The sequence below is a fragment of the Pseudomonas sp. H1h genome, from assembly GCF_000633255.1.
Lineage (GTDB): Bacteria > Pseudomonadota > Gammaproteobacteria > Pseudomonadales > Pseudomonadaceae > Aquipseudomonas.
In genome coordinates, this window is record NZ_AYMJ01000011.1 from 98,817 (window position 1) to 121,306 (window position 22,490).

Genomic DNA, 22,490 nt, shown 5'->3' on the forward strand with positions numbered 1-22,490 from the left:
GGCAGGATAAACCGGTCAAAATGCATTCCTTTTTGACCCTCATTCCAGCCGAGACCTCATCATGCGAACCTCCTTGCGACTGGCCGCCCTGAGCGCCCTGCTCCTGTCCTCCCTGGCCCAGGCTGCCGATCTGATCCCGATCGAAGTGCATCGTGATGCCAATTGTGGCTGCTGCAAAAAGTGGATCAGCCACCTCGAAGCCAACGGCTTCAAAGTCCAGGATCACGTTGAATCCGATATGAGCAGCTTCAAGCAGCAACACGGCGTGCCTCCGCGCCTGGGTTCGTGCCATACCGCGCTGATCAACGGCAAGTTCGTCGAGGGCCATGTGCCGGCGGAACAAGTGCTGGCCCTGAGCAAGCGTGACGACCTGCTGGGCGTGGCCGCACCGGGCATGCCGATGGGCTCGCCGGGCATGGAAATGGACGGCATGAGCGATGCCTACCAAGTGATCGGCCTGAAGAAGGACGGCACGGATGTGGTGGTGGCGGACTACCCGGCCCACTGATGGCCGCCGGTTACGTCGGACTGTTCGCGGCGGCGTTCGGTGCCGCAACACTACTGCCACTACAGTCCGAAGCGCTGCTGGTCGGCCTGATCGCCAGCGACCGCTACTGGCTGTGGGGGCTGCTGGGCGTGGCGACGCTGGGCAACGTGCTGGGGTCGCTGGTCAACTGGTGGCTGGGACGCGGCATTGAACGCTTTCAGGATCGACGCTGGTTCCCTGTCAGCCCCAAGCACATGGCCACTGCGCGCAAACACTATGAGCGATATGGGCATTGGTCGCTGTTACTGAGCTGGGTGCCGGTCATTGGCGATCCGCTGACCCTGATCGCCGGGGTCATGCGTGAGCCGCCCGGGCGCTTTCTGTTGATCGTCACCTTCGCCAAGGGCGCGCGTTATGCCGTGGTGGCGATGCTGACACTGGGCTGGCTCGGTTGAACATTCCGCCGTTGCCGTTGCCTGTGGTTAACGTCGCCCTAATCCAGGTGTTCCAGCATCGGCCGATTTCAATGGAGTTTGCCCTCATGTCCGTCACGCTATCCCGCTGGCTGCCCGGCCTGTTCCTGACTGCTGCGCTGCCGCTGTTTGCCCATGCCGCCGAACCCACTGAAGCAGCGCCCGGTGCTGCCGCTAACGATGGCCCGACCTATGGCCCGCAGTTGCAAGGCTTTCAATACCCCTACACGCTCAAACACTTTGCCTTTCAGTCCCAGGGTAACTCCTTGCAGATGGGTTACATGGACGTCGCCGCCCACGGCAAGGCCAACGGCCGCACCGTGGTGTTGATGCACGGCAAGAATTTTTGCGCCGCCACCTGGGACAGTTCGATCAAGGCCCTGAGCGAGGCCGGTTACCGGGTCGTCGCACCGGATCAGATCGGCTTCTGCACCTCCAGCAAACCCGAGCACTATCAGTACAGCTTCCAGCAACTGGCGACCAACACCCAGCAATTGCTCAAGGCACTGGGCATTCAGAAAGCCACCCTGCTCGGCCACTCCACCGGCGGCATGCTCGCCACCCGCTACGCCTTGCTGTTCCCGGATCAGGTCGAACAACTGGCACTGGTCAACCCGATCGGCCTGGAAGACTGGAAGGCGCTCGGCGTGCCCTACCGCACCGTCGACCAGTGGTATCAACGCGAACTCAAAGTCACTGCCCAAGGCATTCGCGACTACGAACGCAACACCTATTACGACGGCCGCTGGAAACCGGAATTCGACCGTTGGGTCGACATGCTCGCCGGCCTGAGCAATGGCCCGGGCAAAACCCAGGTGGCGTGGAACTCGGCACTGATCTACGACATGATCTTCACCCAGCCGGTGTACTACGAGTTCAAGGACCTGAAGATGCCGACCCTGTTGCTGATCGGCACGTCCGACACCACCGCCATCGGCAAGGACCTCGCCTCTCCAGAGGTCAAGGCGAAAATCGGCCACTATGACGTACTCGGCAAGCAGGTCGCCAAGCTGATCCCCCAGTCGACGCTGGTGGAATTCCCCGGCATGGGCCACGCGCCGCAAATGGAAGAGCCGGCAAAGTTTCACCAAGCCTTGCTGGGCTGGCTGAACAATACCAATCCCGTTCGTTGATGAGGTAAGGCAGATGGCGGTGCAGATTGCAGTGATTGATGACTGGCAGGATGTGGCACGGGATGTGGCCGACTGGTCGGTGCTCGACAGCATTGGCGACGTGACGTTTGAGCATGATTACCCGGCTGACAACGCCACCCTGGCCGAGCGCCTGGGCCGGTACCAGGTGATCTGCGTGATGCGCGAGCGCACACGCTTCGACCAAGACCTGCTCCAGCGCCTGCCCAACCTCAAGCTATTGGTCACCGGCGGCATGCGCAATGCGGCTCTGGACCTGCAGGCGGCCGCCAGCCTCGGGATCAAGGTCTGTGGCACTGACAGCTACAAGCACGCCGCGCCGGAACTGACCTGGGCGCTGATCATGGCCGCCACGCGCAATCTGGTGAACGAAGCCAACTCCCTGCGCGCCGGTGGCTGGCAGCAAGGGCTGGGCGGTGACCTGCACGGCAAGACGCTGGGCATCCTCGGCCTTGGCAGCATCGGCCAGAAGGTCGCGCAATTCGGCCAGGTGTTCGGCATGCGCGTGATCGCCTGGAGCGAGAACCTTACCGCCGAGCGCGCGCAGCAGGCCGGCGTGATTTACGTCAGCAAGCAGGCATTGTTCGAACAGGCTGATGTGCTGTCGGTGCATCTGGTGCTCAGCGAGCGCAGTCGCGGGCTGGTCGATGCGCAGGCGCTGGGCTGGATGAAGCCGACGGCGCTGCTGGTCAACACCGCCCGCGGGCCGATTGTCGATGAAGCGGCCCTGATCAAGGCCCTGCAGAAACAACGCATCGCCGGGGCCGCGCTGGATGTGTTCGATCAGGAACCGTTGCCGGCGCTACACCCGTTTCGCACTCTGGACAACGTGCTGGCCACGCCGCATGTGGGCTATGTCAGCCGACAGAACTACACGCAGTTCTTTTCGCAGATGATCGAGGATATTCAGGGCTGGGCGGCGGGGAGTCCGGTTCGCCTGTTGAACTGATCGCCATTTTTGGAGGGCGGTGAACCGACTGACGCCTTCGCGAGCAAGCCCGCTCCCACCTTTTGGACTGCATCCTCCTGTGAGAGCCTGCTCCCACCTTTTTGAAATGCATTGCTCATGTGAGAGCCCGACCCCACATTTGATCGGTGTACGCCGTTCCCTGTGGGAGCGAGCCTGCTCGCGAAGAGTCCCTCACAAACACCCCATCAACAAACTGCCCGCACCACAACAGTGCACCCTCCCTTCTCGCTAGCACAAAAGCGTGACCGGCCAGTCACCGTTTTGGCCCTCTCCAGCAAAAAAACCTGCACTTCGTCGGTGCGTGCGCCCCGGCGCACCACGACTTTCGCTGCCTGCAAACCGATTGTCGAACAATTTACCCATTTGCTCTGGCCCGCTCTAGGATCTGGCCTAGACTGATTTTCGCGGGGCTCGACCTGCCGGTCACAGTGCGGAAAAAAAGTCGAAACTTTTGCGCGAAGCGACGGGTCATCTGAAACACAGGGGCAACGCGACTGGTGCAATCCTTGCAGCGCCCCCTCCACCCATTCTGCTTGCGCGTGTTGGGTAGCGTTTGCTCACCGATGCGTGGCGCGTTTGCGCCCGGCCACAGGACTTGGCCAAGGACATCGCTTGTTCAAGACAAGAATCAGATCAACGAGACGGGAGATTCATATGATCAGTGCGGCATTGGATATTCAGGGAGAGCGTGCTCAGCAGGCCGTTGGCGAATCGAGCAGCGTGAGCCTTCCCGGCAGCCGGTCGATCAACGTCCCGGGCACCAAAACGCTGACGCCGGTCGCCAGCCAGAATCCCAACAAAAAGAAAGTGTTGTTCGTGACCTCGGAAATCGCCGACCTGGTGAAGACCGGCGGTCTGGGTGACGTTTCCGCCGCCCTGCCCCGCGCCATGGCACATCTGCACGATGTGCGGGTATTGATCCCCGGTTACCCGCAGGTGATGCACAGCGAAAACCCGATCCACATCATCGGCGAACTCGGTGGGCACGCCGCGCTGCCACCGTGCAAGATCGGCCGCATGGACATGCCGGACGGGCTGGTGATCTACGTGCTGATCTGCCCTGAACTGTATGAGCGGGAAGGCTCGCCTTACGGCGCCAACAACGGTCGCGACTGGCCGGACAACCATATTCGTTTCGCCCGTCTGGGTCTGGCGGCTGCCGACATCGCCGCCAACCTGGCGCAAATTCACTGGTGCCCGGATCTGGTGCACGCCCACGACTGGCCGGCGGGCCTGGCGCCGGCCTATATGCACTGGCGCGGGCAGCGCACGCCAACCCTGTTCACCATTCACAACCTCGCTTATCAAGGCGTGACCAGCCTTGGTTCGTGCCCGGAACTGGGTATCCCGACCCACGCCCTGCAACAGGAAGGCATGGAGTTCTACGGCAAGATGTCGTTCCTCAAGGCCGGCATGGCCTATTCGAGCCACATCACCACGGTTAGCGCGACCTATGCGCAAGAAATCACCACCCCGGATTTCGGCTGCGGCCTCGACGGTTTTCTCGCCGCCAAGACCCAGCAAGGCTTGCTCAGTGGCATCCCCAACGGCATCGACGAGAGCTGGGACGCGGCCACCGACCCGCACCTGTTCGCGCCATTCGCCATTGGCGACTGGGAAGGCAAAGCGATCAACGCAGCCCACGTGCGTGAACTGTTCGGCTTGAAAGACTCGCAAGGCCCGCTGTTCGCCGTGGTCTCACGTCTGGTCTATCAAAAGGGTCTGGACCTGACGCAGGCAGTGTCCGAGTACATCGTGCAGAACGGCGGCCAGATCGCAATCATCGGTCGCGGCGAGCCGGAAGAAGAACAGGCCATGCGTGAGCTGGCGCTGCGCTTCCCGGGGCAGATCGGCGTGCGCATCGGCTTCAATGAAACCGACGCCCGGCGCATGTTTGCCGGCAGCGATTTTCTGCTGATGCCGTCGCGTTATGAACCATGCGGCTTGAGCCAGATGTACGCGCAGCGCTTCGGTTCGCTGCCGGTGGCGCGCAACACCGGCGGGCTGGCCGACACCATCGAGAACGGCGTCACAGGCTTCCTCTTCAACGAGTCCACCGCCGACAGCTACCGCGAAGCCCTGAGCCGTGCGTTCAAGGTGTTTGCCTTCCCCGAACTGCTCAATGCCATGCGTTGCCGCGCGATGGCCGCGCCGTTCAACTGGTGCAAAGCGGTCGAACCCTACGCCGAACTCTACGAACAACTGGTCGCCAAGGCGCTGGGTAAAGCCGGCCACAAATAACTCAGGGAGTTTTCCACGATGCCGTTACGGACCCAAGAAAACTGGCCCCACGGCGCGATCATGCAGGACGCCGAACACACTCAATTTGCGCTGTGGGCGCCGGATGCGTTTTACGTCAGTGTCGAGCTCGAAAACGGCCAGTCCCTACCGATGTTGCCGCAGGGCGATGGCTGGTTCGTGATCAAGACCCGGTGCCCGGCGGGCACTCGCTACCGCTACAACATCGACGGCGAACTGGAGGTGCCCGACCCGGCCTCCCGCGCCCAGGACGGTGACATTGACCGCCCCAGCGTGGTGGTCGATCCACTGGCGTACCGCTGGCGCCACACCGCCTGGCAAGGTCGGCCGTGGAGCGAAGCGGTGATTTACGAGCTGCACGTTGGCGCACTCGGTGGCTTTGCTGAAGTCGAGCAGCACCTGTCGCGCCTGGTCGAACTGGGGATTACCGCCATCGAGCTGATGCCGCTGGCGCAGTTTCCCGGCAGTCGAAACTGGGGCTACGACGGCGTATTGCCCTTCGCACCGCAAGCATCCTATGGCACGCCGGAACAACTCAAACATTTGATCGACAGCGCCCACGGCCATGGTCTGGCGGTGATTCTCGACGTGGTTTACAACCACTTCGGCCCCGATGGCAATTACCTCAACCGTTACGCCAAAGGCTTCTTTCGCGAAGACAAACACACGCCGTGGGGCGCCGCCATCGACTTCCGCCAGCGTGAAGTGCGGGATTTCTTCATCGAAAACGCGCTGATGTGGTTACTGGAATACCGCTTCGATGGGCTGCGTCTGGACGCGGTTCACGCAATTGAAAGCCCGGATTTCCTCCCGGAACTGGCGCAGCGCATCCGCCAGCAGGTCGATCCGACCCGTCACGTCTGGCTGACCGTGGAAAACGAACTCAACCAGTCCAGCCTGCTGGAATACGACTACGACGCGCAGTGGAACGATGACGGGCACAACGCCCTGCACGTGCTGCTGACCGGCGAAACCGATGCCTATTACGCCGACTATGCCGCCCAACCCACCGAACAACTGGTCCGTTGCCTGAGCCAGGGCTTCGTGTTCCAGGGCCATATCACCCGCCACGGTGAACCGCGTGGCGAGCCCAGCGAGCATCTGCCCTCGACCGCGTTCGTGCTGTTCCTGCAAAACCACGACCAGATCGGCAACCGGGCTTTCGGCGAGCGCCTGCATCAACTGACCGACCCGCGTGCCTTGCAGGCAGCAACCGTGCTGTTGCTGCTGTCTCCGATGATTCCGCTGATGTTCATGGGTGACGAGTACGCGGCTGAACAGCCTTTCCTGTTTTTCACCAGCCATCACGGCGAACTGGCGGAACAGGTGCGAGAAGGCCGGCGCAATGAATTCGCGGCGTTCAGCGCGTTCACCGATCCGCACAAGCGTGAGCAGATTCCCGACCCCAACGCCGAACAGACCTTCCACGCCTCACAGCCGCGGTTGATTGGCAACGGCAGTGCGAAACAGCAACAAACCCTCGCGCTGTACCGGCAACTGCTGCAACTGCGCCATCGCTACATCATCCCGAATCTGTCCGGCACCCAGGCGCTCGGCGCGCATCTGCTCGGCCATGGCGCGGTCAGTGCGCGCTGGCGCTTGGGCGATGGCAGTGAGCTGCGAATTGACCTGAACCTCAGCGATACGCCAGTGGTCAACCCTGCACAGACCGACGCCGTGTGGCTGTTTCAGCAGCCGCCGGCCGTTGCCCTGTCGGAACCGGGCCAACTGCCCGCGTATTGCGCGCTTGTCAGCCTCACGGCCGCAACCCCTTTGCAACCTCTGGATGGAGAGCGCCTATGAGCGATGCGCAACTGGAAATTCTGGCCAGCAGAGCCGGCCTCGCCGTCGACTGGATCGACGCCAATGGCCGCCCGCAGAAAGTCGCCCCGGCGGTGCTGCGCAATGTCCTCACCGGGCTGGGCCATCCGGCCAATACCGCTCAGGAAATCGACGCCAGCCTGCTGCAACTGCAACAAGTGCAGCAGGACCGCCACTTGCCGCCGCTGCTGACTGCAGACGTGGGCGTCGGCGTGGACCTGGCGCGCTATTTCGAAGCGCAAACCCCGTGCGAAATCCACCTCGAAGACGGCTCGCGGCTGAACCTCAAACTCGACGCCGAGGCCGTACTGCCCGGGCTGATCCCGGTCGGCTATCAACAGGTGCACATCGGCGATCAATATTTCACTCTGGCCGTGGCGCCGCAGCGTTGCTTCAGCGTTGGTGATGCCGTGGACAACCCGATCCCCCGCGTCTGGGGCCTGAGCGTGCAACTGTATGGTCTGCGCCGCCCCGGCGATGGCGGCTTCGGCGACACTCAAGCGCTGGAAGAACTGGCGCGGGTCGCCGGTGAGCGCGGTGCCGAAGCGCTGGCGATCAGCCCGCTGCACGCGATGTTCAGTGCCGACACCGGGCGCTACAGCCCTTATTCGCCGTCCAGCCGTCTGTTCCTCAACTCCCTCTATGCTGCCCCTGGGGCAATCCTCGGTGAACGGGCGCTGCGTGATGCGATCGAGTCCAGTGGTCTGGCCGAGCAATTCCAGCAGCTGGAAGACCTTAAACTCATCGATTGGCCGACGGCGGCCGACGCCAAACAGAAACTGCTGCAAGCCTTGTACGACGGTTTCGTCGCCGGCGAGCATCCATTGCATCCGGACTTCGCCAGTTTCCGCCACAGCGGCGGCGAAGCACTGGAAAACCACTGCCGCTTCGAGGCGATTCAGGAGATGCGCGCCGCCCGTGGCGAGAGCCTTGACTGGCGCGAGTGGCCCGAACACTGGCACGACCCACGCGGTGCCGCCCTCGAAGCGTTTGCCGAGGAGTACGCCGAGCGCATCGGTTACTTCGCCTTCTGCCAATGGCTGATCCACCGTTGCCTGGAGCGTGCGCAAACCGCCGCACGCAGCGCCGGCATGGGCATCGGCCTGATCGCCGACCTCGCTGTCGGTGCTGACGGTGCCGGCAGTCAGGCCTGGAGTTTTCAGGACGAGTTGCTCGCCTCGCTCACCGTCGGCGCGCCACCGGACATTCTCAACCGCTCCGGTCAGGGCTGGGGGATTTCCGCGTTTTCTCCCGAAGGCCTGATCCGCAACGGTTTTCGTGCCTTCATCGACATGCTCCGGGCCAACTTCGCCCATGCCGGCGGGCTGCGCATCGATCACGTGATGGGCCTGCAGCGCCTGTGGGTGATCCCCAACGGCGCCGCACCGGCGGACGGCGCGTACCTGTATTACCCGGTGGACGATCTGCTGCGGTTGCTGACCCTCGAATCCCATCGCCATCAGGCCATCGTCCTCGGCGAAGACCTCGGCACCGTGCCCGACGGCTTGCGGGAAAAGCTCAGCGCCCGCTCGATACTCGGCATGCGCGTGCTGCTGTTCGAACAGGACAACACCCGTTTCAAACCGATTCTCGACTGGCCGGACAACGCCCTGGCGACCACCAGCACCCACGACCTGCCAACGCTCAACGGCTGGTGGCATGGTCGCGACATCGACTGGAATTCGCGTTTGGGTTTCGTCGACGGCAACGGTGAAATCGAATGGCGCCGTTATCGCCAACGTGAGCGCGAAGGCTTGCGCAGCGCACTGAGCCAGGACCCGCAGAACTTTCGCGAAGAGTCCCACGAAGCCGATCAGGTGGTGGACGCCAGCGTGCGTTTCCTCGGCCATACCCGCGCGCCGTTGGTGTTGCTGCCTCTGGAAGATGCGTTGGGCATCGATGAACAGGCCAACCTGCCCGGCACCATCGACAGCCACCCGAACTGGTCGCGACGATTGCCCGGCAACAGCGAAGCCTTGCTCGATGGCGTCGATGCGGCCCGTCGCCTGGAACTGCTGGCCTGCGCCCGCCTGCAGGCTGCCGAGCGTGACCAATGAACCAGACGCTCATCCAGCCATTGCGCGCGACTCTGCGCCTGCAATTTCACAAGGGCTTCACTTTGGAGCAGGCGGTGCCACTGGTGCCGTACTTTGCCAGCCTCGGCATCAGCCACCTCTACGCCTCGCCTCTGCTCGCGGCCCGGGCCGGCTCGATGCACGGTTACGACGTGGTCGATCCGACTCAGGTCAACCCGGAACTCGGCGGCGAGCCGGCGCTGCGGCGGCTGGTCAGCACCCTGCGCGAACACGGCATGGGGCTGATCCTTGACATCGTTTCCAACCACATGGCGGTCGGCGGCGGTGACAATCCGTGGTGGCTCGACCTGCTGGAGTGGGGTCGGCTAAGCCCTTATGGCGAGTTCTTCGACATCCAGTGGCACTCGCCGGACCCGTTGATGGAGGGCCAATTGCTGCTGCCGTTTCTCGGCAGCGATTACGGCATCGCCCTGCAGGAAGGCACGTTGAAACTGCACTTCGATGCGCAGCAAGGGCGCTTTCACGTCGAGCACTACGAGCATCACTTCCCGATCTGCCCGAATGACTACGGTGAGTTGCTCAAACCGGTCGAAGCACTGAAATCCCTGGCCGATCGTTTCAGTACCCTCAGTTACCAGACCGACGCCCACTCGCTGGCGATGCCGCTCAAGGCAGAATTGCGCGAGCTGGCAAGCGACCCGCAGATCCTCCAAGCCATCGAACACAACCTGACGCACTACGACTCCACCACCGAGGCAGGCTTTCACAAGCTGCATCAGTTGCTGGAACGCCAGAGCTACCGTCTGGCCAGTTGGCGCACCGCTGCCGATGACATCAACTGGCGGCGTTTTTTCGACATCAACGAACTCGGTGGCCTGCGTGTCGAACGCCCGGCCGTGTTCGAAGCGACCCACGGCAAGATCTTCCAGTTGATCGCCGAAGGCCTGGTCGACGGTTTGCGCATCGACCACATTGACGGCCTCGCCGACCCGCGCGGTTACTGCCGCAAGCTGCGTCGGCGCCTTGACCTGCTCGCACCGGGCCGGCATCTGCCGATCTACGTCGAGAAGATTCTCGGCGCCGGCGAAACCCTGCGCCGCGATTGGGCGGTGGATGGCAGCACCGGCTACGAATTCATGAATCAACTGGCACTGCTGCAACACAATCCCGACGGCGAATACGTGCTCGGCGACCTGTGGCAGCGGCGCACCGAGCGCCCGGCAGCGTTCATCGAAGAAGCACAACTGGCGCGCCAGCAGATCCTCAACGGCTCGCTGGCCAGCGATTGCGAAAGCGTCGCCCAGGCATTGCTGCAAGTGGCGCGAGACGACTTGATGACCCGCGACCTGACCCTCGGCGCAATCCGCCGGGTGTTGCAGGCGCTGATCGTGCACTTCCCGGTCTATCGCACTTACATCAGCGCGCTGGGCCGCTCGGCGCAGGATGAACGGTTTTTCCAGCAGGCCATGGACGGTGCCCGTCAGACGTTGGGCGAAGGCGACTGGCCGGTGCTCGACTGCGTGGCGGCCTGGCTCGGTGGCACGCCGTGGCGCAACAAACCGCACGGGCGCTCGCGCAAGATCCTCAAGCACGCCTGCGTACGCTTCCAGCAACTGACCTCACCGGCAGCGGCCAAGGCTGTGGAAGACACCGCGCTGTATCGCTCGGCGGTGCTGCTGTCGCGCAATGACGTCGGCTACAACACCGAGCAGTTCAGCGCACCGGTCAGTGATTTTCATGCCGTCAATCAACAACGACTGGAGACGTTCCCCGACAACCTGCTGGCGACTGCCACCCACGACCACAAACGCGGCGAGGACACCCGGGCGCGGCTGGCGGTACTCAGCGAACGCAGCCATTGGTACGCCGAACAGGTCGAGTTGTGGCGCGCCCTCGCCCGGCCGCTGCGTGACGATGACCAGGTGCCGTCGTCCGGTGATGAACTGATCCTCTATCAGGCACTGCTCGGCAGTTGGCCGCTGCAGTTGCGCGATGATGATCGCCAGGGTTTCGCCGACTACGCCGAGCGCATCGGGCAGTGGCAGCAGAAAGCCCTGCGCGAAGCCAAGTTGCAAAGCAGTTGGAGCGCGCCCAACGAAGCCTATGAAAACGCCGCACAGACGTTCACTCAGCGTCTGCTCACCGGTGAAGAGGGCGAACTGCTGCGCGCCGCACTGAGCAAGACCGTCAACAGCATCGCCGCTGCCGGCGCGCTCAACGGCTTGGCGCAAACCTTGCTGCGCATGACCGTGCCGGGGGTGCCGGATCTGTATCAGGGCAACGAGTTCTGGGATTTCAGCCTGGTCGATCCGGACAACCGCCGGCCGGTGGATTACGCCGCACGCGAGCAAGCCTTGCACCGGCAGCCGCCGTTGGAGGACTTGCTGGCGAACTGGCGTGACGGGCGCATCAAACAAGCGTTGATCGCTCAGGTATTGCGCCTGCGCGCCGAACACGCCGAGCTGTTTCGGCGAGGCACGTACCAGGCCCTGGAGGTACTGGGCAGCCAGGCGCACAACGTGCTCGCGTTTGCCCGTGAACACGCGGGGACGTACGCCATCGTGATCGCGCCGATCCGCTGCGCGACGCTGCTGGAAAACAGTGCCGTGCCACAAGTCGATGCGCTGCGCTGGGGCGATACGCGGGTGGTTTTACCGTTCGCCGCCTCTGAGACAAACCTGAAGGGACTTTTTCAAAGCCGCGCAGTCACAAAAAACAGGGAGCTGAACGTCAGCGCCGCGCTGGGGGATATCCCGGTCAATCTCTTTATCCAACACTTTACGTAACGACGAGTTCAGTTCAGGAGCATTGCGATGAGTACCGACGATAAACGCATCCGCGAGTTCGCCTATCAGATCTGGGAATCGGAAGGTAAACCTGAAGGTCATGAAGCGCGGCACTGGGAGATGGCGCGCAAACTGGCTGAAGCCGAGGCCCTGGCGCCGAAGAAATCACCGAAAGCGGCGGGCAGCAAGACCGCCGGCAAAGGCACTGACGGCAAGGCCCCGGCGGCCACGCCCAAGGCTCCGGCGGCAGCCAAAGCCAAGCCGGCCGGTGCGGCCAAAGTCGTACCACCGGGTGAAAAGGCCACCGAGAAAAAGCCCCGGGCCCCACGCAAGCCCCCGGCCAACTGACACACCCGGATTATTGAACTGAATGACCGTGTGGCGGGCTCGCTCGCCACCGAGGGCCAACTCGTCCTCAAGAAACACACAACCTCCCTGTAGGAGTGAGCCTGCTCGCGATAGCGATATATCAGGCGAAATCCGGATTGAAGGTCAGACCGCTATCGCGAGCAGGCTCACTCCTACTAGGTTTTGTATCAGCCGAGAATTTCCCCGTTTTTGCAGGAGCAATCATGACCCGTCCAAAGCAAGCCGAGCCCGCAGCGCACGCCGAGCCCTCGAGAATCCGTGAAGGCCTGCCCTTCCCGCTGGGTGCGACCTGGGATGGTCTGGGGGTGAACTTTGCGCTGTTTTCCGCCAACGCCACCAAGGTTGAACTGTGCATTTTCGACGATGCCGGCGAAGTCGAACTCGAACGCATCGAACTGCCGGAATACACCGATGAGATTTTCCACGGTTACCTGCCCGATGCCCACCCGGGGCTGATCTACGGCTATCGCGTGTATGGGCCTTATGACCCGGCCAATGGTCATCGTTTCAATCACAACAAATTGCTCATCGACCCCTACGCCAAACAACTGGTAGGCCAGTTGAAATGGTCCGAGGCGCTGTTCGGCTACACCATCGGCCACCCGGATGCCGACCTCAGTTTCGACGAACGCGACAGCGCGCCATTCGTGCCCAAGTGCAAGGTCATTGATCCGGCGCATACCTGGGGCAACGACCACCGCGTCAGCGTGCCGTGGGACAAGACGATCATTTATGAAACCCACGTGCGCGGCATCAGCATGCGTCACCCGGCAGTGCCGGAGAACGTGCGTGGCACGTTTGCCGGGTTGATGGTCGACGATGTGCTCGAACACATTCGCAAGCTCGGCGTATCAAGTGTGGAATTGCTGCCGATCCATGCTTTCGTCAACGACCAGCACCTGCTGCACAAGGGCATGACCAACTACTGGGGCTACAACAGCATCGCCTTCTTTGCCCCGGACCCGCGCTACCTGGCCAGCGGCAAGATCGCTGAGTTCAAGGAGATGGTGGCGCACCTGCACGAGGCCAATCTGGAGGTGATCCTCGACGTGGTCTACAACCACACCGCCGAGGGCAATGAGCAAGGCCCGACCCTGTCGATGCGCGGCATCGACAATGCCTCGTATTACCGGCTGATGCCCGACGACAAGCGCTTCTACATCAACGATTCCGGCACCGGCAACACCCTCGACCTGAGCCACCCGTGCGTTCTGCAAATGGTCACCGACTCGCTGCGCTACTGGGCCAGCGAGATGCATGTCGACGGTTTCCGCTTCGATCTGGCGACCATTCTCGGGCGTTATCACGACGGTTTCGACGAGCGTCACAGCTTCCTCGTCGCCTGCCGCCAAGACCCGGTGCTGCGTCAGGTGAAAATGATCGCCGAGCCGTGGGACTGCGGTCCCGGTGGTTATCAGGTGGGTAACTTTCCGCCGGGCTGGGTCGAGTGGAACGACAAGTTCCGCGACACCGTGCGCGCGTTCTGGAAAGGTGACGACGGCCAGGTCGCCGACTTCGCCAGCCGCATGACCGCGTCGGGCGAGATGTTCAACCAGCGCGGGCGGCGGCCGTACTCTTCGGTGAACTTCATCACCGCCCACGACGGTTTCACCCTCAATGACCTGGTGTCGTACAACGACAAGCACAACGAGGCCAACGACGAGAACAATCAGGACGGCAGCAACAACAACCTGTCGTGGAACCACGGCGTCGAAGGCCCGACCGACGATCCCGAAATCAATGCGCTGCGCCACCGGCAGATGCGCAACTTTTTCGCCACCCTGCTGCTGTCCCAGGGCACACCGATGATCGTCGCCGGCGACGAATTCGCCCGCACCCAGGACGGCAACAACAACGCCTATTGCCAGGACAGCGAGATCGGTTGGGTCAACTGGGACCTGAGCGAGGACGGCAAGGCACTGCTCAAGTTCGTCAAGCGCCTGATCAAGTTGCGCATGGCTTATCCGATCCTGCGGCGCGGACGCTTTCTGGTCGGCGAATACAACGAGGATATCGGCGTCAAGGACGTGACCTGGCTCGCACCGGACGGCACCGAGATGACCACCGAACACTGGCACGACGCGCATAACCGTTGCCTGGGCATGCTCCTCGATGGCCGCGCCCAGGAAACCGGGATCCGCCGCAAGGGGGGCGATGCGACATTGCTGCTGGTGGTCAACGCGCATCACGACATCGTCAACTTCACGCTGCCGGAAGTGCCTGAAGGCAGTTTCTGGACGTGCATGGTCGACACCAATCAACCGGCGGTTCGCGGTCAGGAGCGCTTCGACTTCGGCCATGAATATTCCGTCACCGGCCGTTCACTGCTGCTGTTCGAGCTGCAACGCGAAGAAGAAGACTGACATGGACCTGCACTGCTATCTGGCGCGTCGCCCGCCGCACTATCCCGACAGCGAATCCCTCGGCCAGTGCCTGCGGGCGATGGTCGAGGCCGGGCTGGATCAACTGCCACTACCCGGCAGTGGCCGTACGCTGGAGCGCTTTCAGCGCCTGGCGGAAGTCGGCGGACACGATCTGGGTTTGTGCAAACTGTATGAAGGCCACACCGACGCGCTGGCGATCATCGAACAACTCGGCGGTTCGCCCACTCCGGGCAGCACCTGGGGCATGTGGGCGGCCGAACCGCCGCAGGCGCGGGTGCACGTAACGCCGACCGGGCACATGGTTCGCCTCGACGGGCGCAAGGCCTGGTGCTCCGGCGCGGCAGTACTCAGCCATGCGCTGCTGACCGCGTGGGACGCTGATGAACGTCAGCAACTGGTCGCGGTGGCGCTTGATCAACCGGGCGTGACCATCACCGATCAGGGTTGGCAAGCCGTCGGCATGGGGGCCACCGCCAGCGTTGAAGTAGAGTTCAACGGCGCCGAAGCGCAAGCCATCGGCAATCCCGGCGATTACCTGCAGCGCCCCGGTTTCTGGCAAGGCGGGATCGGTATCGCCGCGTGCTGGTACGGCGCGGCGCGGCAGATCGCCGAAGCACTGCGCCAACACTGTGCAAAACGCCAAGAGCCGCACGCCCTCGCCCACCTCGGCGCGGTCGATTCGGCGTTGTACGCGGCGGCCAGCGTGCTGCGCTTCAGTGCGCTGCACATCGACACGCACCCCGAGGCCAATGCTCAATTGCTGGCCCGGCGTGCTCGCGCCGTGATCGAACAAACCGCCGAGCAAGTACTGCGCGAAGTCGGGCGAGCGCTCGGTGCCGGTCCTTTCTGCAAGGATCGGCACTTCGCCCGGTTGAGCGCCGACCTGCCGGTATTCCTGCGCCAAAGCCACGCCGAGCGCGACCTGGCTGCCCTCGGCCAACAGATTGCCGAACACTCCGAGGAGGCCTGGATACTATGAACGCTGCCAGCAAACCCAACCCGATCGTCGGCCAAGGCACTTCCCTGGACCAATGGCAACACTCCCGGCAACTGGCTGCGCTGGACAGCATCGATGTCCTTAGTCTGGTACCACCCGGTGCCCGCGCCGTGATCGTCGCTCCGCACCCGGACGATGAAGTCCTCGGTTGCGGGGGGCTGTTGCAACTGCTCGCTGCGGCTGCCCGGCCCTTGCAACTGATCTCGGTCACCGACGGCAGCGCCAGCCACCCGGGCTCCGAGCGCTGGCCGGTCGAACGCTTGAGCGTGGTGCGTCCGCAGGAATCGGCCGAAGCCCTGCGGCGCCTCGGTGTGCCGCTGCACCGGATGAAATGGCTGCGCGGCGGTTTCACCGATACCCAAGTCGCCGCTCAGGAGCCGGCGCTCGTCGAGTTTATCGAACGCCACCTGCACCCCGGCGACGTGGTGTTCAGTACCTGGGCCGAGGATGGCCATTGCGATCACGAAGCCGTCGGCCGCGCCAGCATCGAGGCCGCCCGGCGCGTTGGCGCCAGCTGTCACGAACTGCCGGTGTGGACCTGGCACTGGGCCGATCCCGAAGATGCCTCGGTGCCGTGGCATCGGGCGCGCAAGATTGCGTTATCCACCGAGCAAGTCGCGCGCAAACGCCACGCGGTGCATGCATTCGCCAGCCAACTGGAAGGCGATCCGCAGGCCGGACTGCCGCCAGTGCTGGCGCCCTACGTGCTGGAGCGGCTGCTGCAACCTTTCGAAGTGGTGTTCCTGTGAGCGTCGATGATCGCTACTTCGACGGCCTGTTCAGCGCCAACGATGACCCTTGGGCCTTTCGCGAACGCTGGTACGAGCAGCGCAAACGCGCGATCACTCTCGCTGCGCTGCCCCGCGCGCACTACCGGGCAATCTTCGAACCCGGTTGCGCCAATGGCGAACTCAGCGCCGAACTTGCCAGCCGTTGCGACCGTCTGCTGTGCTGCGACACCGCCAGTGCGGCGGTGAGTCTGGCGCGTACCCGATTGAGTCTTTTTGACCATGCGCAAGTGCGCCAAAGTCGCTTGCCCGGCGACTGGCCGGAGGAAAAATTCGACCTGATTGTATTTAGCGAAATCGGCTACTACCTCGATGCCCGGGATCTGACAGAAGTAATCCGGCGCATCAGTGATTGCCTGACCGCCGACGGGCAATTGCTGGCCTGTCACTGGCGCCCGCCAATCGAAGGCTGCCCGCTCAATGCACGTCAGGTTCACGACCTGATCCACGAACATTTGCCGCTGCCGCGCCTGGCACTGCACCAGGAAGCCGACTTTATTCTCGAAGTCTGGAGTCGCGAGCCGCGCTCGGTGGCAGCGCTGGAGGGCCTGAGATGATTGGCATTCTGATTCCTGCACACAACGAGGAAGACCTGCTGGGGCAATGCCTCACCGCTGCGCTGCGCGCCAGCAAGCACGGGCTGTTGGCCGGCGAACCGGTGGAAGTGCTGGTGGTGCTCGACAGCTGCACCGACCGCTCGGCGCAGATCGTCAGCGGCTTTCCCGTGCTGAGCCTGCACATCGACGCGCGCAATGTCGGTCAGGCCCGGGCCGCCGGTGCGCAAGTCCTGCTGGAGCGCGGTGCGCGGTGGATTTCCTGCTCCGACGCCGACAGCCGGGTGGCCGATGACTGGCTGGTGGCGCAACTGGGGCTGGGGGCCGACGCGGTGTGCGGCACCGTGACCGTCGAGCATTGGGATCAATCGTTCGACGAGGCCGCGCAGATCCGCTATCACCGCCACTATCAGGCGCGTGACGGGCATCGGCACATCCACGGCGCCAACCTGGGAATCAGCGCCGACGCCTACCGCTGGGCTGGCGGCTTCGAACCGCTGGCCTGCGATGAAGACGTGCAACTGGTGCGGCAACTGGAACTGTCCGGCGCCGACATCGCCTGGAGCCATCGCCCGCAAGTGCACACCAGCGCCCGACTGGACAGTCGTGCACGCGGTGGATTCGGTGATTATCTGCGACATTTGGCACAGCTCGATCAAAAAAAAGCGGATCAGATTGATCTGTGACGCGACGAACCGGCCGTCATGAGCAATACTCTGCTGCGCGGCAATCCAGGGTTCGGAGCGTCGCACGGCAATCCATCAGCCTTCACGGGTCGCGCGCGCCTGATTTTCCACGGCGTCTGTACGACTGAGGGCCAGACACGACAAGGACGTAACACCCATGAAACCGTTATCCCTCAGCGACAATCCGCTGCCGGCGCAGATATGGAACAGCGCCCCGCAGCTGGACAACATTCCCGTCATCAACACCCACAGTCTGGTGCCCCCCGGTGCCCGAGCGGTGGTGGTCGCACCGCATCCTGGTGATGAAGTGGTGACCTGCGGCGGCCTCCTGCAATTACTTTCCAGCCTCGGCCACCCCCTGCAATTGCTCTCGATCACTGACGGCAGCGCCAGCCACCCCGGCTCGCGACAATGGTCGGAAAAACGCCTGAGCGTATTCCGCCCGCAAGAAAGCGTCGAAGCCCTGCGCCGCCTCGGTCTGCCGATGCACAGCCTGAAATGGGTACGCGGCGGGTTCACCGACAATGCGTTGCTGGAGCGCGAAGCCGACCTCACCGACTTCATCGCGCGCTACCTGCGCCCCGGAGATGTGGTCTTCAGTACCTGGGCCGGCGACGGCAGTGACGACCACGAGGCGGTCGGAAATGCCAGCGCCAAAGCGGCAGCGCAGGTCGGAGCAACCTTTCATGACGTGCCGGTCTGGGCCTGGCACTGGCCGGAACGCGATCAGCACCTGATCCCCTGGGAACGTGCGCGCAAATTGCGGCTCGACACCTGGACTGTCGCGCGCAAGAGCCACGCCACCCATGCCTATGCCAGCCAGCTCAAGGGCGAACCGGCCATCGGCATCGCGCCCCTGCTGCCGCGGGTGATCCTGGAGCGCATGCGCCTGCCCTACGAAATAGTCTTCGTCTGAAGCACACAACCCTGTGGGAGCGGGCTTGCTCGCGAACAGGTCGTCACCTGCAACATCACAGGTGTCTGACCCGCCGTCTTCGCGAGCAAGCCCGCTCCCACAGTTTTTTGCCTGCGCTCATACCGCATCTACAAGGAACTGCCGCCCCACTGCATCAGTCGCATAAGAAGGAAGCCGTTTTCAGAGGAGTGAACGTGTCCAGCGATCCCAAGCGTCACGCCGTCGACGCCCCCGTCATCCAGCGCCTGCGCGTGCTGACGGTCAATACTCACAAGGGCTTCACCGCCCTCAACCGGCGCTTCATCCTGCCGGAACTGCGCGAAGCAGTGCGCAGCACCTGCGCCGATCTGGTGTTTCTGCAGGAAGTGGTCGGTGAACACGAACGCCATTCCAATCGCTACAACGAATGGCCGCAAACCTCGCAATACGAATTTCTCGCCGACAGTATGTGGAGCGACTTCGCCTACGGGCGCAATGCCGTCTACCCCGATGGTCACCACGGCAATGCCCTGCTGTCGAAGTACCCGATCCGCGAATACCGCAACCTCGACGTGTCGATCACCGGCCCCGAACGCCGAGGCTTGCTGCATTGTGTGCTGGACGTACCGGGGCACGCCGAAGTGCATGCGATCTGCGTGCATTTGAGTTTGCTGGAAAGCCATCGGCAACTGCAGTTGCAACTGCTCTGCCAGTTGCTCGAATCACTGCCCGACGATGCACCGGTGATCATTGCCGGTGACTTCAACGACTGGCAGTTGCAGGGCAACCTGACCCTCGCCCGCCGCGATGACTTGCACGAAGCGTTCGAGCGCCACCACGGTCGTCCTGCCAAGACCTATCCGGCACGTTTTCCATTGCTGCGCCTAGACCGGGTCTACCTGCGTAATGCCAGCAGCCACGACCCGCAAATACTGGGCAACAGGCCGTGGACACACCTGTCGGATCACTTGCCGCTGGCGGTTGAAGTGCATTTGTAAACGCAGTTCTGACATGACCGTTGGTCAGCCCTGCTTGATCGACGGGCAAAACCTTCTACACCTAAAACAGCTCAAGGAGTAGCGCATTCAATTCGTTAGAGCATGGTTCTCACGTTGTGCCTCAGTTGTATCGGGAGGCCGAGCCAAGGCTCGCTCAAGGATGGATTTCCCGAATTCAGCCGAAGGGAATTGCCATGACGCGCTACACCAGACACCTGCGGTCACTGCCGCAGGCTTTGCTCCTGCCTGCCTCGCTCCTGTTGCTCAACAGCCCACCCGCCTCTGCTGCCTGTTCGCTGATTGCAGGTCCCGGCAACGACGCCTTCACCTGTGACAGCGGCAGCAGCGGGTCGCTGACTGATCTTGCCGGCAACAACAGCCTGACCTTCCCCGCCAACGGCACCGGACAGATCAATGGCAGCGTGACCTTTGGCGCCGGCGCCGACCGGGTGAACATGCAATCGGGGGTGATTACCGGCGCGGTCAGCCAGGGTGCCGGCATCGACGACTTCGTCATGAGCGGCGGTTCCATTGGCTCGCTGGCACAGGGCGACGGCCGCGATACCTTTCTGATGACCGGTGGCACCATCGTCGGTGCCTTCGAGGACGGCGACGTTGCGCGCATGACCGGCGGCACCATCGGCCGCGTCGACATGAAACTCGACAACAACATCTTCGATCTGTCCGGCGGGCAGATCCTCGGCAATCTGGTGACCGGCTTCGGCACCGACACCATTATCGTTTCCGGCGGGCGCATCGGCGGCAACATCAGCGTCAGTGGTGGCAACGACAGCATCACCGTGACCGGCGGTGAAATTGGCGGTGAGATTCGCGCCAGCGCCGGTGACGACAGCTTGCTGTGGAGCGGCGGGATAATCCGCTCGGCAATTCTGATGGGCGACGGCAACGACAACGCAACGCTGCGCAATCTGGATGACAGCCTGCTCACGCTGACACCGAGCGTGGATGGCGGCGCCGGCAACGATGTGCTGACCTTCGACAATACCCGCACCGCACTGCCGGCGCGCTTCAGCCATTGGGAAACAGTGAACCTGAACAACGCCTCGCAACTGGAACTGGGCTCGGGCACCTTGCTGCTGGGCGATGTTGTCAGTGGCACGGGTACGCTGAACGTCGACGCCAGCAGCAGCGTGTTCTCGACCCAGGGCGCCGTGTCACCTGCCGTGGCCGGGCAAGCGGTGACTTTCAATAACGCCGGGGTCATTGACCTGACCCGCAACAACAGTCGCACCGATGACACACTGACGGTCAATGGCAACTATGTCGGCAATGGCGGGCAGTTGCTGTTGCAAAGCGTGCTCGATGGCGACGGCGCACCCAGTGACAAACTGGTGGTCAACAACGGCAGCCTGAGCGGCATGACCGCCATCACCGTCAGCAATCTCGGCGGGCTGGGTGGGCTGACGCTGGAAAACGGCATTCAACTGGTACAGGCCCAAGGTACTGCCGTGAGCAACAATTCCGCGTTCGTCCTCAACGGCCCGATTTCAGCCGGTGCCTACGATTACTACCTGTTCAAGGGCGGTGTCACCGCCGGCAGCGAAAACAGCTGGTATCTGCGCTCGGCGGTGGTCGCGCCTCAGGTGGTGAGCGTGCCCAATCCCGATCCGACGCTGCCGCCGATTCTTGTGCCAGTGGTGCCTGTACCGGTCGCGGCCGCCATCATCCCGGCCCCTGTGATCGCGCCCTCGCCTCCCGGGCAACCGGCTTCGCCGACAACCCCGGCATCGCCCCCGGCTGCGCCTGTTGCGGCATTGGCTGTGCAGCCGGTACTGCCCGTCGCCGTGGCAGGCGCCGCACCGATCCCGATCTACCGTCCCGAGGTGCCAACCTGGTCAGTGCTGCCGCCCGCCGCCGCACAATTGACCCTCAGCGCCCTCGGCACTTTCCACGACCGTCAGGGCGAACAGCGCCTGCTCAGCGAGACCGGTGCGTTTGGCGCCGGTTGGGGTCGGGTCTACGGCAAGAACCTCGACCACACCTGGGCCGGGACTGTCACGCCGCGCCTGGACGGCTCGCTCAACGGCTTCCAGGTCGGCAACGATCTGTACAGCTCGCCGACCTCTGGCGGTCAGACCCAACGCATCGGTCTGTTTGTCGGCCATAGCCGGATTCAAGGCGATGTCGACGGTTTCAACGAAGGCTTCGAACACAACAGTGCGGGCAAGATCAAGCTGGAGGGCGACAGCTATGGCCTGTACTGGACGCTGACCGATCCCTGCGGCTGGTACATCGATACGGTGGCGATGGGCACGCGATTCGACGGCGACAACCGCTCCGACCGCGGCCTTAAACTGGACAACCGCGGCCACGCGCTCACGCTCTCCGCCGAGGCCGGTTATCCGTTCGCCCTCAACGACACCTGGCTGGTCGAGCCGCAAGTGCAAGTGATCCACCAGAACATCTCCCTCGACAGCCAGGATGATGGCATCTCCCGGGTATCGTTCGACTCCGACGGCGCCTGGACCGGGCGTCTTGGCGCACGGCTCAAGGGCCGTTATCAGGTCAACGGGATGCCGCTGGAACCCTACCTGCGGGCCAATCTGTGGCACACCTTTTCCGGCACCGATTCAGTGACATTCGACGGCACCGACACCATCGACAGCGAACAGAAGTCTTCGACTGCGGATGTCGGACTCGGCATCGTGCTGACCCTCGACCGCGCCGTGAGTGTCTACGCCAGCACCGATTACAGTAGCAATATTGATAGCAATGACCTGCGTGGCCTGGCCGGAAATCTGGGTGTTCGCATCAGTTGGTAGACCAATAGCCGGGCGCGCTTTTCGCGCTGTATGCGATCACTGAGGGCCGGGGC

17 protein-coding genes are annotated in these 22,490 nt (G+C 63.0%); all 17 read left to right on the top strand.

The features are described from left to right. Positions 1 to 61 precede the first annotated feature (61 nt). The 17 genes from U862_RS0108405 (at position 62) to U862_RS0108485 (ending at position 22,437) form a co-directional block, all read left to right on the top strand. Positions 62 to 508, top strand: coding sequence for a DUF411 domain-containing protein (locus U862_RS0108405; RefSeq protein ID WP_025109983.1), 447 nt, complete (start codon positions 62 to 64; stop codon positions 506 to 508). Continuing rightward, positions 508 to 942, top strand: coding sequence for a YqaA family protein (locus U862_RS0108410; RefSeq protein WP_025109984.1), 435 nt, complete (start codon positions 508 to 510; stop codon positions 940 to 942). The genes U862_RS0108405 and U862_RS0108410 overlap by 1 nt, the downstream gene beginning before the upstream one ends. A gap of 86 nt (positions 943 to 1,028) precedes the next feature. Further along, positions 1,029 to 2,093, top strand: a complete 1,065-nt coding sequence (locus tag U862_RS0108415; RefSeq protein WP_025109985.1) for an alpha/beta fold hydrolase — start codon at positions 1,029 to 1,031, stop codon at positions 2,091 to 2,093. A 13-nt stretch (positions 2,094 to 2,106) separates the two neighbouring features. Then, entirely contained in the window at positions 2,107 to 3,060 is a 954-nt protein-coding gene (locus U862_RS0108420; protein WP_025109986.1) for a D-2-hydroxyacid dehydrogenase family protein, read from the top strand. A gap of 675 nt (positions 3,061 to 3,735) precedes the next feature. Continuing rightward, on the top strand, positions 3,736 to 5,322 hold the full coding sequence (glgA, locus tag U862_RS0108425; protein WP_025109987.1) for a glycogen synthase GlgA: 1,587 nt from the start codon (positions 3,736 to 3,738) through the stop codon (positions 5,320 to 5,322). Positions 5,323 to 5,340: 18 nt separating this feature from the next. Beyond that, positions 5,341 to 7,143, top strand: coding sequence for a malto-oligosyltrehalose trehalohydrolase (gene treZ, locus U862_RS0108430; protein ID WP_025109988.1), 1,803 nt, complete (start codon positions 5,341 to 5,343; stop codon positions 7,141 to 7,143). Further along, positions 7,140 to 9,218: a 4-alpha-glucanotransferase gene (gene malQ / locus U862_RS0108435; protein ID WP_025109989.1), complete on the top strand. Its 2,079-nt coding sequence runs from the start codon at positions 7,140 to 7,142 to the stop codon at positions 9,216 to 9,218. The genes treZ and malQ overlap by 4 nt, the downstream gene beginning before the upstream one ends. Then, positions 9,215 to 11,983 carry a malto-oligosyltrehalose synthase gene (locus U862_RS0108440; RefSeq protein ID WP_025109990.1) on the top strand — a complete coding sequence of 923 codons (2,769 nt, stop codon included), beginning with the start codon at positions 9,215 to 9,217 and terminating at the stop codon, positions 11,981 to 11,983. The genes malQ and U862_RS0108440 overlap by 4 nt, the downstream gene beginning before the upstream one ends. A gap of 27 nt (positions 11,984 to 12,010) precedes the next feature. Continuing rightward, complete coding sequence (locus U862_RS0108445; RefSeq protein ID WP_025109991.1) at positions 12,011 to 12,331, top strand: DUF2934 domain-containing protein; 321 nt, start codon at positions 12,011 to 12,013, stop codon at positions 12,329 to 12,331. A 224-nt stretch (positions 12,332 to 12,555) separates the two neighbouring features. Next, a complete protein-coding gene (gene glgX / locus U862_RS0108450) occupies positions 12,556 to 14,715 on the top strand; it encodes a glycogen debranching protein GlgX (RefSeq protein WP_025109992.1) in 2,160 nt (719 codons plus the stop codon). A 1-nt stretch (position 14,716) separates the two neighbouring features. Continuing rightward, complete coding sequence (locus tag U862_RS0108455; protein WP_025109993.1) at positions 14,717 to 15,715, top strand: acyl-CoA dehydrogenase family protein; 999 nt, start codon at positions 14,717 to 14,719, stop codon at positions 15,713 to 15,715. Further along, entirely contained in the window at positions 15,712 to 16,482 is a 771-nt protein-coding gene (locus tag U862_RS0108460) for a PIG-L deacetylase family protein (protein WP_025109994.1), read from the top strand. Before U862_RS0108455 ends, U862_RS0108460 begins: the two co-directional genes overlap by 4 nt. Then, entirely contained in the window at positions 16,479 to 17,078 is a 600-nt protein-coding gene (locus U862_RS0108465; RefSeq protein ID WP_025109995.1) for an SAM-dependent methyltransferase, read from the top strand. The genes U862_RS0108460 and U862_RS0108465 overlap by 4 nt, the downstream gene beginning before the upstream one ends. Continuing rightward, positions 17,075 to 17,761, top strand: a complete 687-nt coding sequence (locus U862_RS0108470; RefSeq protein WP_025109996.1) for a glycosyltransferase family 2 protein — start codon at positions 17,075 to 17,077, stop codon at positions 17,759 to 17,761. The genes U862_RS0108465 and U862_RS0108470 overlap by 4 nt, the downstream gene beginning before the upstream one ends. A gap of 157 nt (positions 17,762 to 17,918) precedes the next feature. Next, positions 17,919 to 18,677, top strand: coding sequence for a PIG-L deacetylase family protein (locus U862_RS0108475; RefSeq protein ID WP_025109997.1), 759 nt, complete (start codon positions 17,919 to 17,921; stop codon positions 18,675 to 18,677). Between the two features lie 194 nt (positions 18,678 to 18,871). Further along, positions 18,872 to 19,654 carry an endonuclease/exonuclease/phosphatase family protein gene (locus U862_RS0108480; RefSeq protein WP_025109998.1) on the top strand — a complete coding sequence of 261 codons (783 nt, stop codon included), beginning with the start codon at positions 18,872 to 18,874 and terminating at the stop codon, positions 19,652 to 19,654. 194 nt (positions 19,655 to 19,848) lie between these two features. Beyond that, complete coding sequence (locus U862_RS0108485; RefSeq protein ID WP_025109999.1) at positions 19,849 to 22,437, top strand: autotransporter outer membrane beta-barrel domain-containing protein; 2,589 nt, start codon at positions 19,849 to 19,851, stop codon at positions 22,435 to 22,437. Positions 22,438 to 22,490 lie beyond the last annotated feature (53 nt).

What these genes read in the sequence shown, in the direction of transcription:
- U862_RS0108405 (WP_025109983.1), top strand. Translation starts at nt 62, where the DNA reads ATGCGAACCTCCTTGCGACTGGCCGCCCTGAGCGCCCTGCTCCTGTCC.
- U862_RS0108410 (WP_025109984.1), top strand. Translation starts at nt 508, where the DNA reads ATGGCCGCCGGTTACGTCGGACTGTTCGCGGCGGCGTTCGGTGCCGCA.
- U862_RS0108415 (WP_025109985.1), top strand. Translation starts at nt 1,029, where the DNA reads ATGTCCGTCACGCTATCCCGCTGGCTGCCCGGCCTGTTCCTGACTGCT.
- U862_RS0108420 (WP_025109986.1), top strand. Translation starts at nt 2,107, where the DNA reads ATGGCGGTGCAGATTGCAGTGATTGATGACTGGCAGGATGTGGCACGG.
- glgA (WP_025109987.1), top strand. Translation starts at nt 3,736, where the DNA reads ATGATCAGTGCGGCATTGGATATTCAGGGAGAGCGTGCTCAGCAGGCC.
- treZ (WP_025109988.1), top strand. Translation starts at nt 5,341, where the DNA reads ATGCCGTTACGGACCCAAGAAAACTGGCCCCACGGCGCGATCATGCAG.
- malQ (WP_025109989.1), top strand. Translation starts at nt 7,140, where the DNA reads ATGAGCGATGCGCAACTGGAAATTCTGGCCAGCAGAGCCGGCCTCGCC.
- U862_RS0108440 (WP_025109990.1), top strand. Translation starts at nt 9,215, where the DNA reads ATGAACCAGACGCTCATCCAGCCATTGCGCGCGACTCTGCGCCTGCAA.
- U862_RS0108445 (WP_025109991.1), top strand. Translation starts at nt 12,011, where the DNA reads ATGAGTACCGACGATAAACGCATCCGCGAGTTCGCCTATCAGATCTGG.
- glgX (WP_025109992.1), top strand. Translation starts at nt 12,556, where the DNA reads ATGACCCGTCCAAAGCAAGCCGAGCCCGCAGCGCACGCCGAGCCCTCG.
- U862_RS0108455 (WP_025109993.1), top strand. Translation starts at nt 14,717, where the DNA reads ATGGACCTGCACTGCTATCTGGCGCGTCGCCCGCCGCACTATCCCGAC.
- U862_RS0108460 (WP_025109994.1), top strand. Translation starts at nt 15,712, where the DNA reads ATGAACGCTGCCAGCAAACCCAACCCGATCGTCGGCCAAGGCACTTCC.
- U862_RS0108470 (WP_025109996.1), top strand. Translation starts at nt 17,075, where the DNA reads ATGATTGGCATTCTGATTCCTGCACACAACGAGGAAGACCTGCTGGGG.
- U862_RS0108475 (WP_025109997.1), top strand. Translation starts at nt 17,919, where the DNA reads ATGAAACCGTTATCCCTCAGCGACAATCCGCTGCCGGCGCAGATATGG.
- U862_RS0108485 (WP_025109999.1), top strand. Translation starts at nt 19,849, where the DNA reads ATGACGCGCTACACCAGACACCTGCGGTCACTGCCGCAGGCTTTGCTC.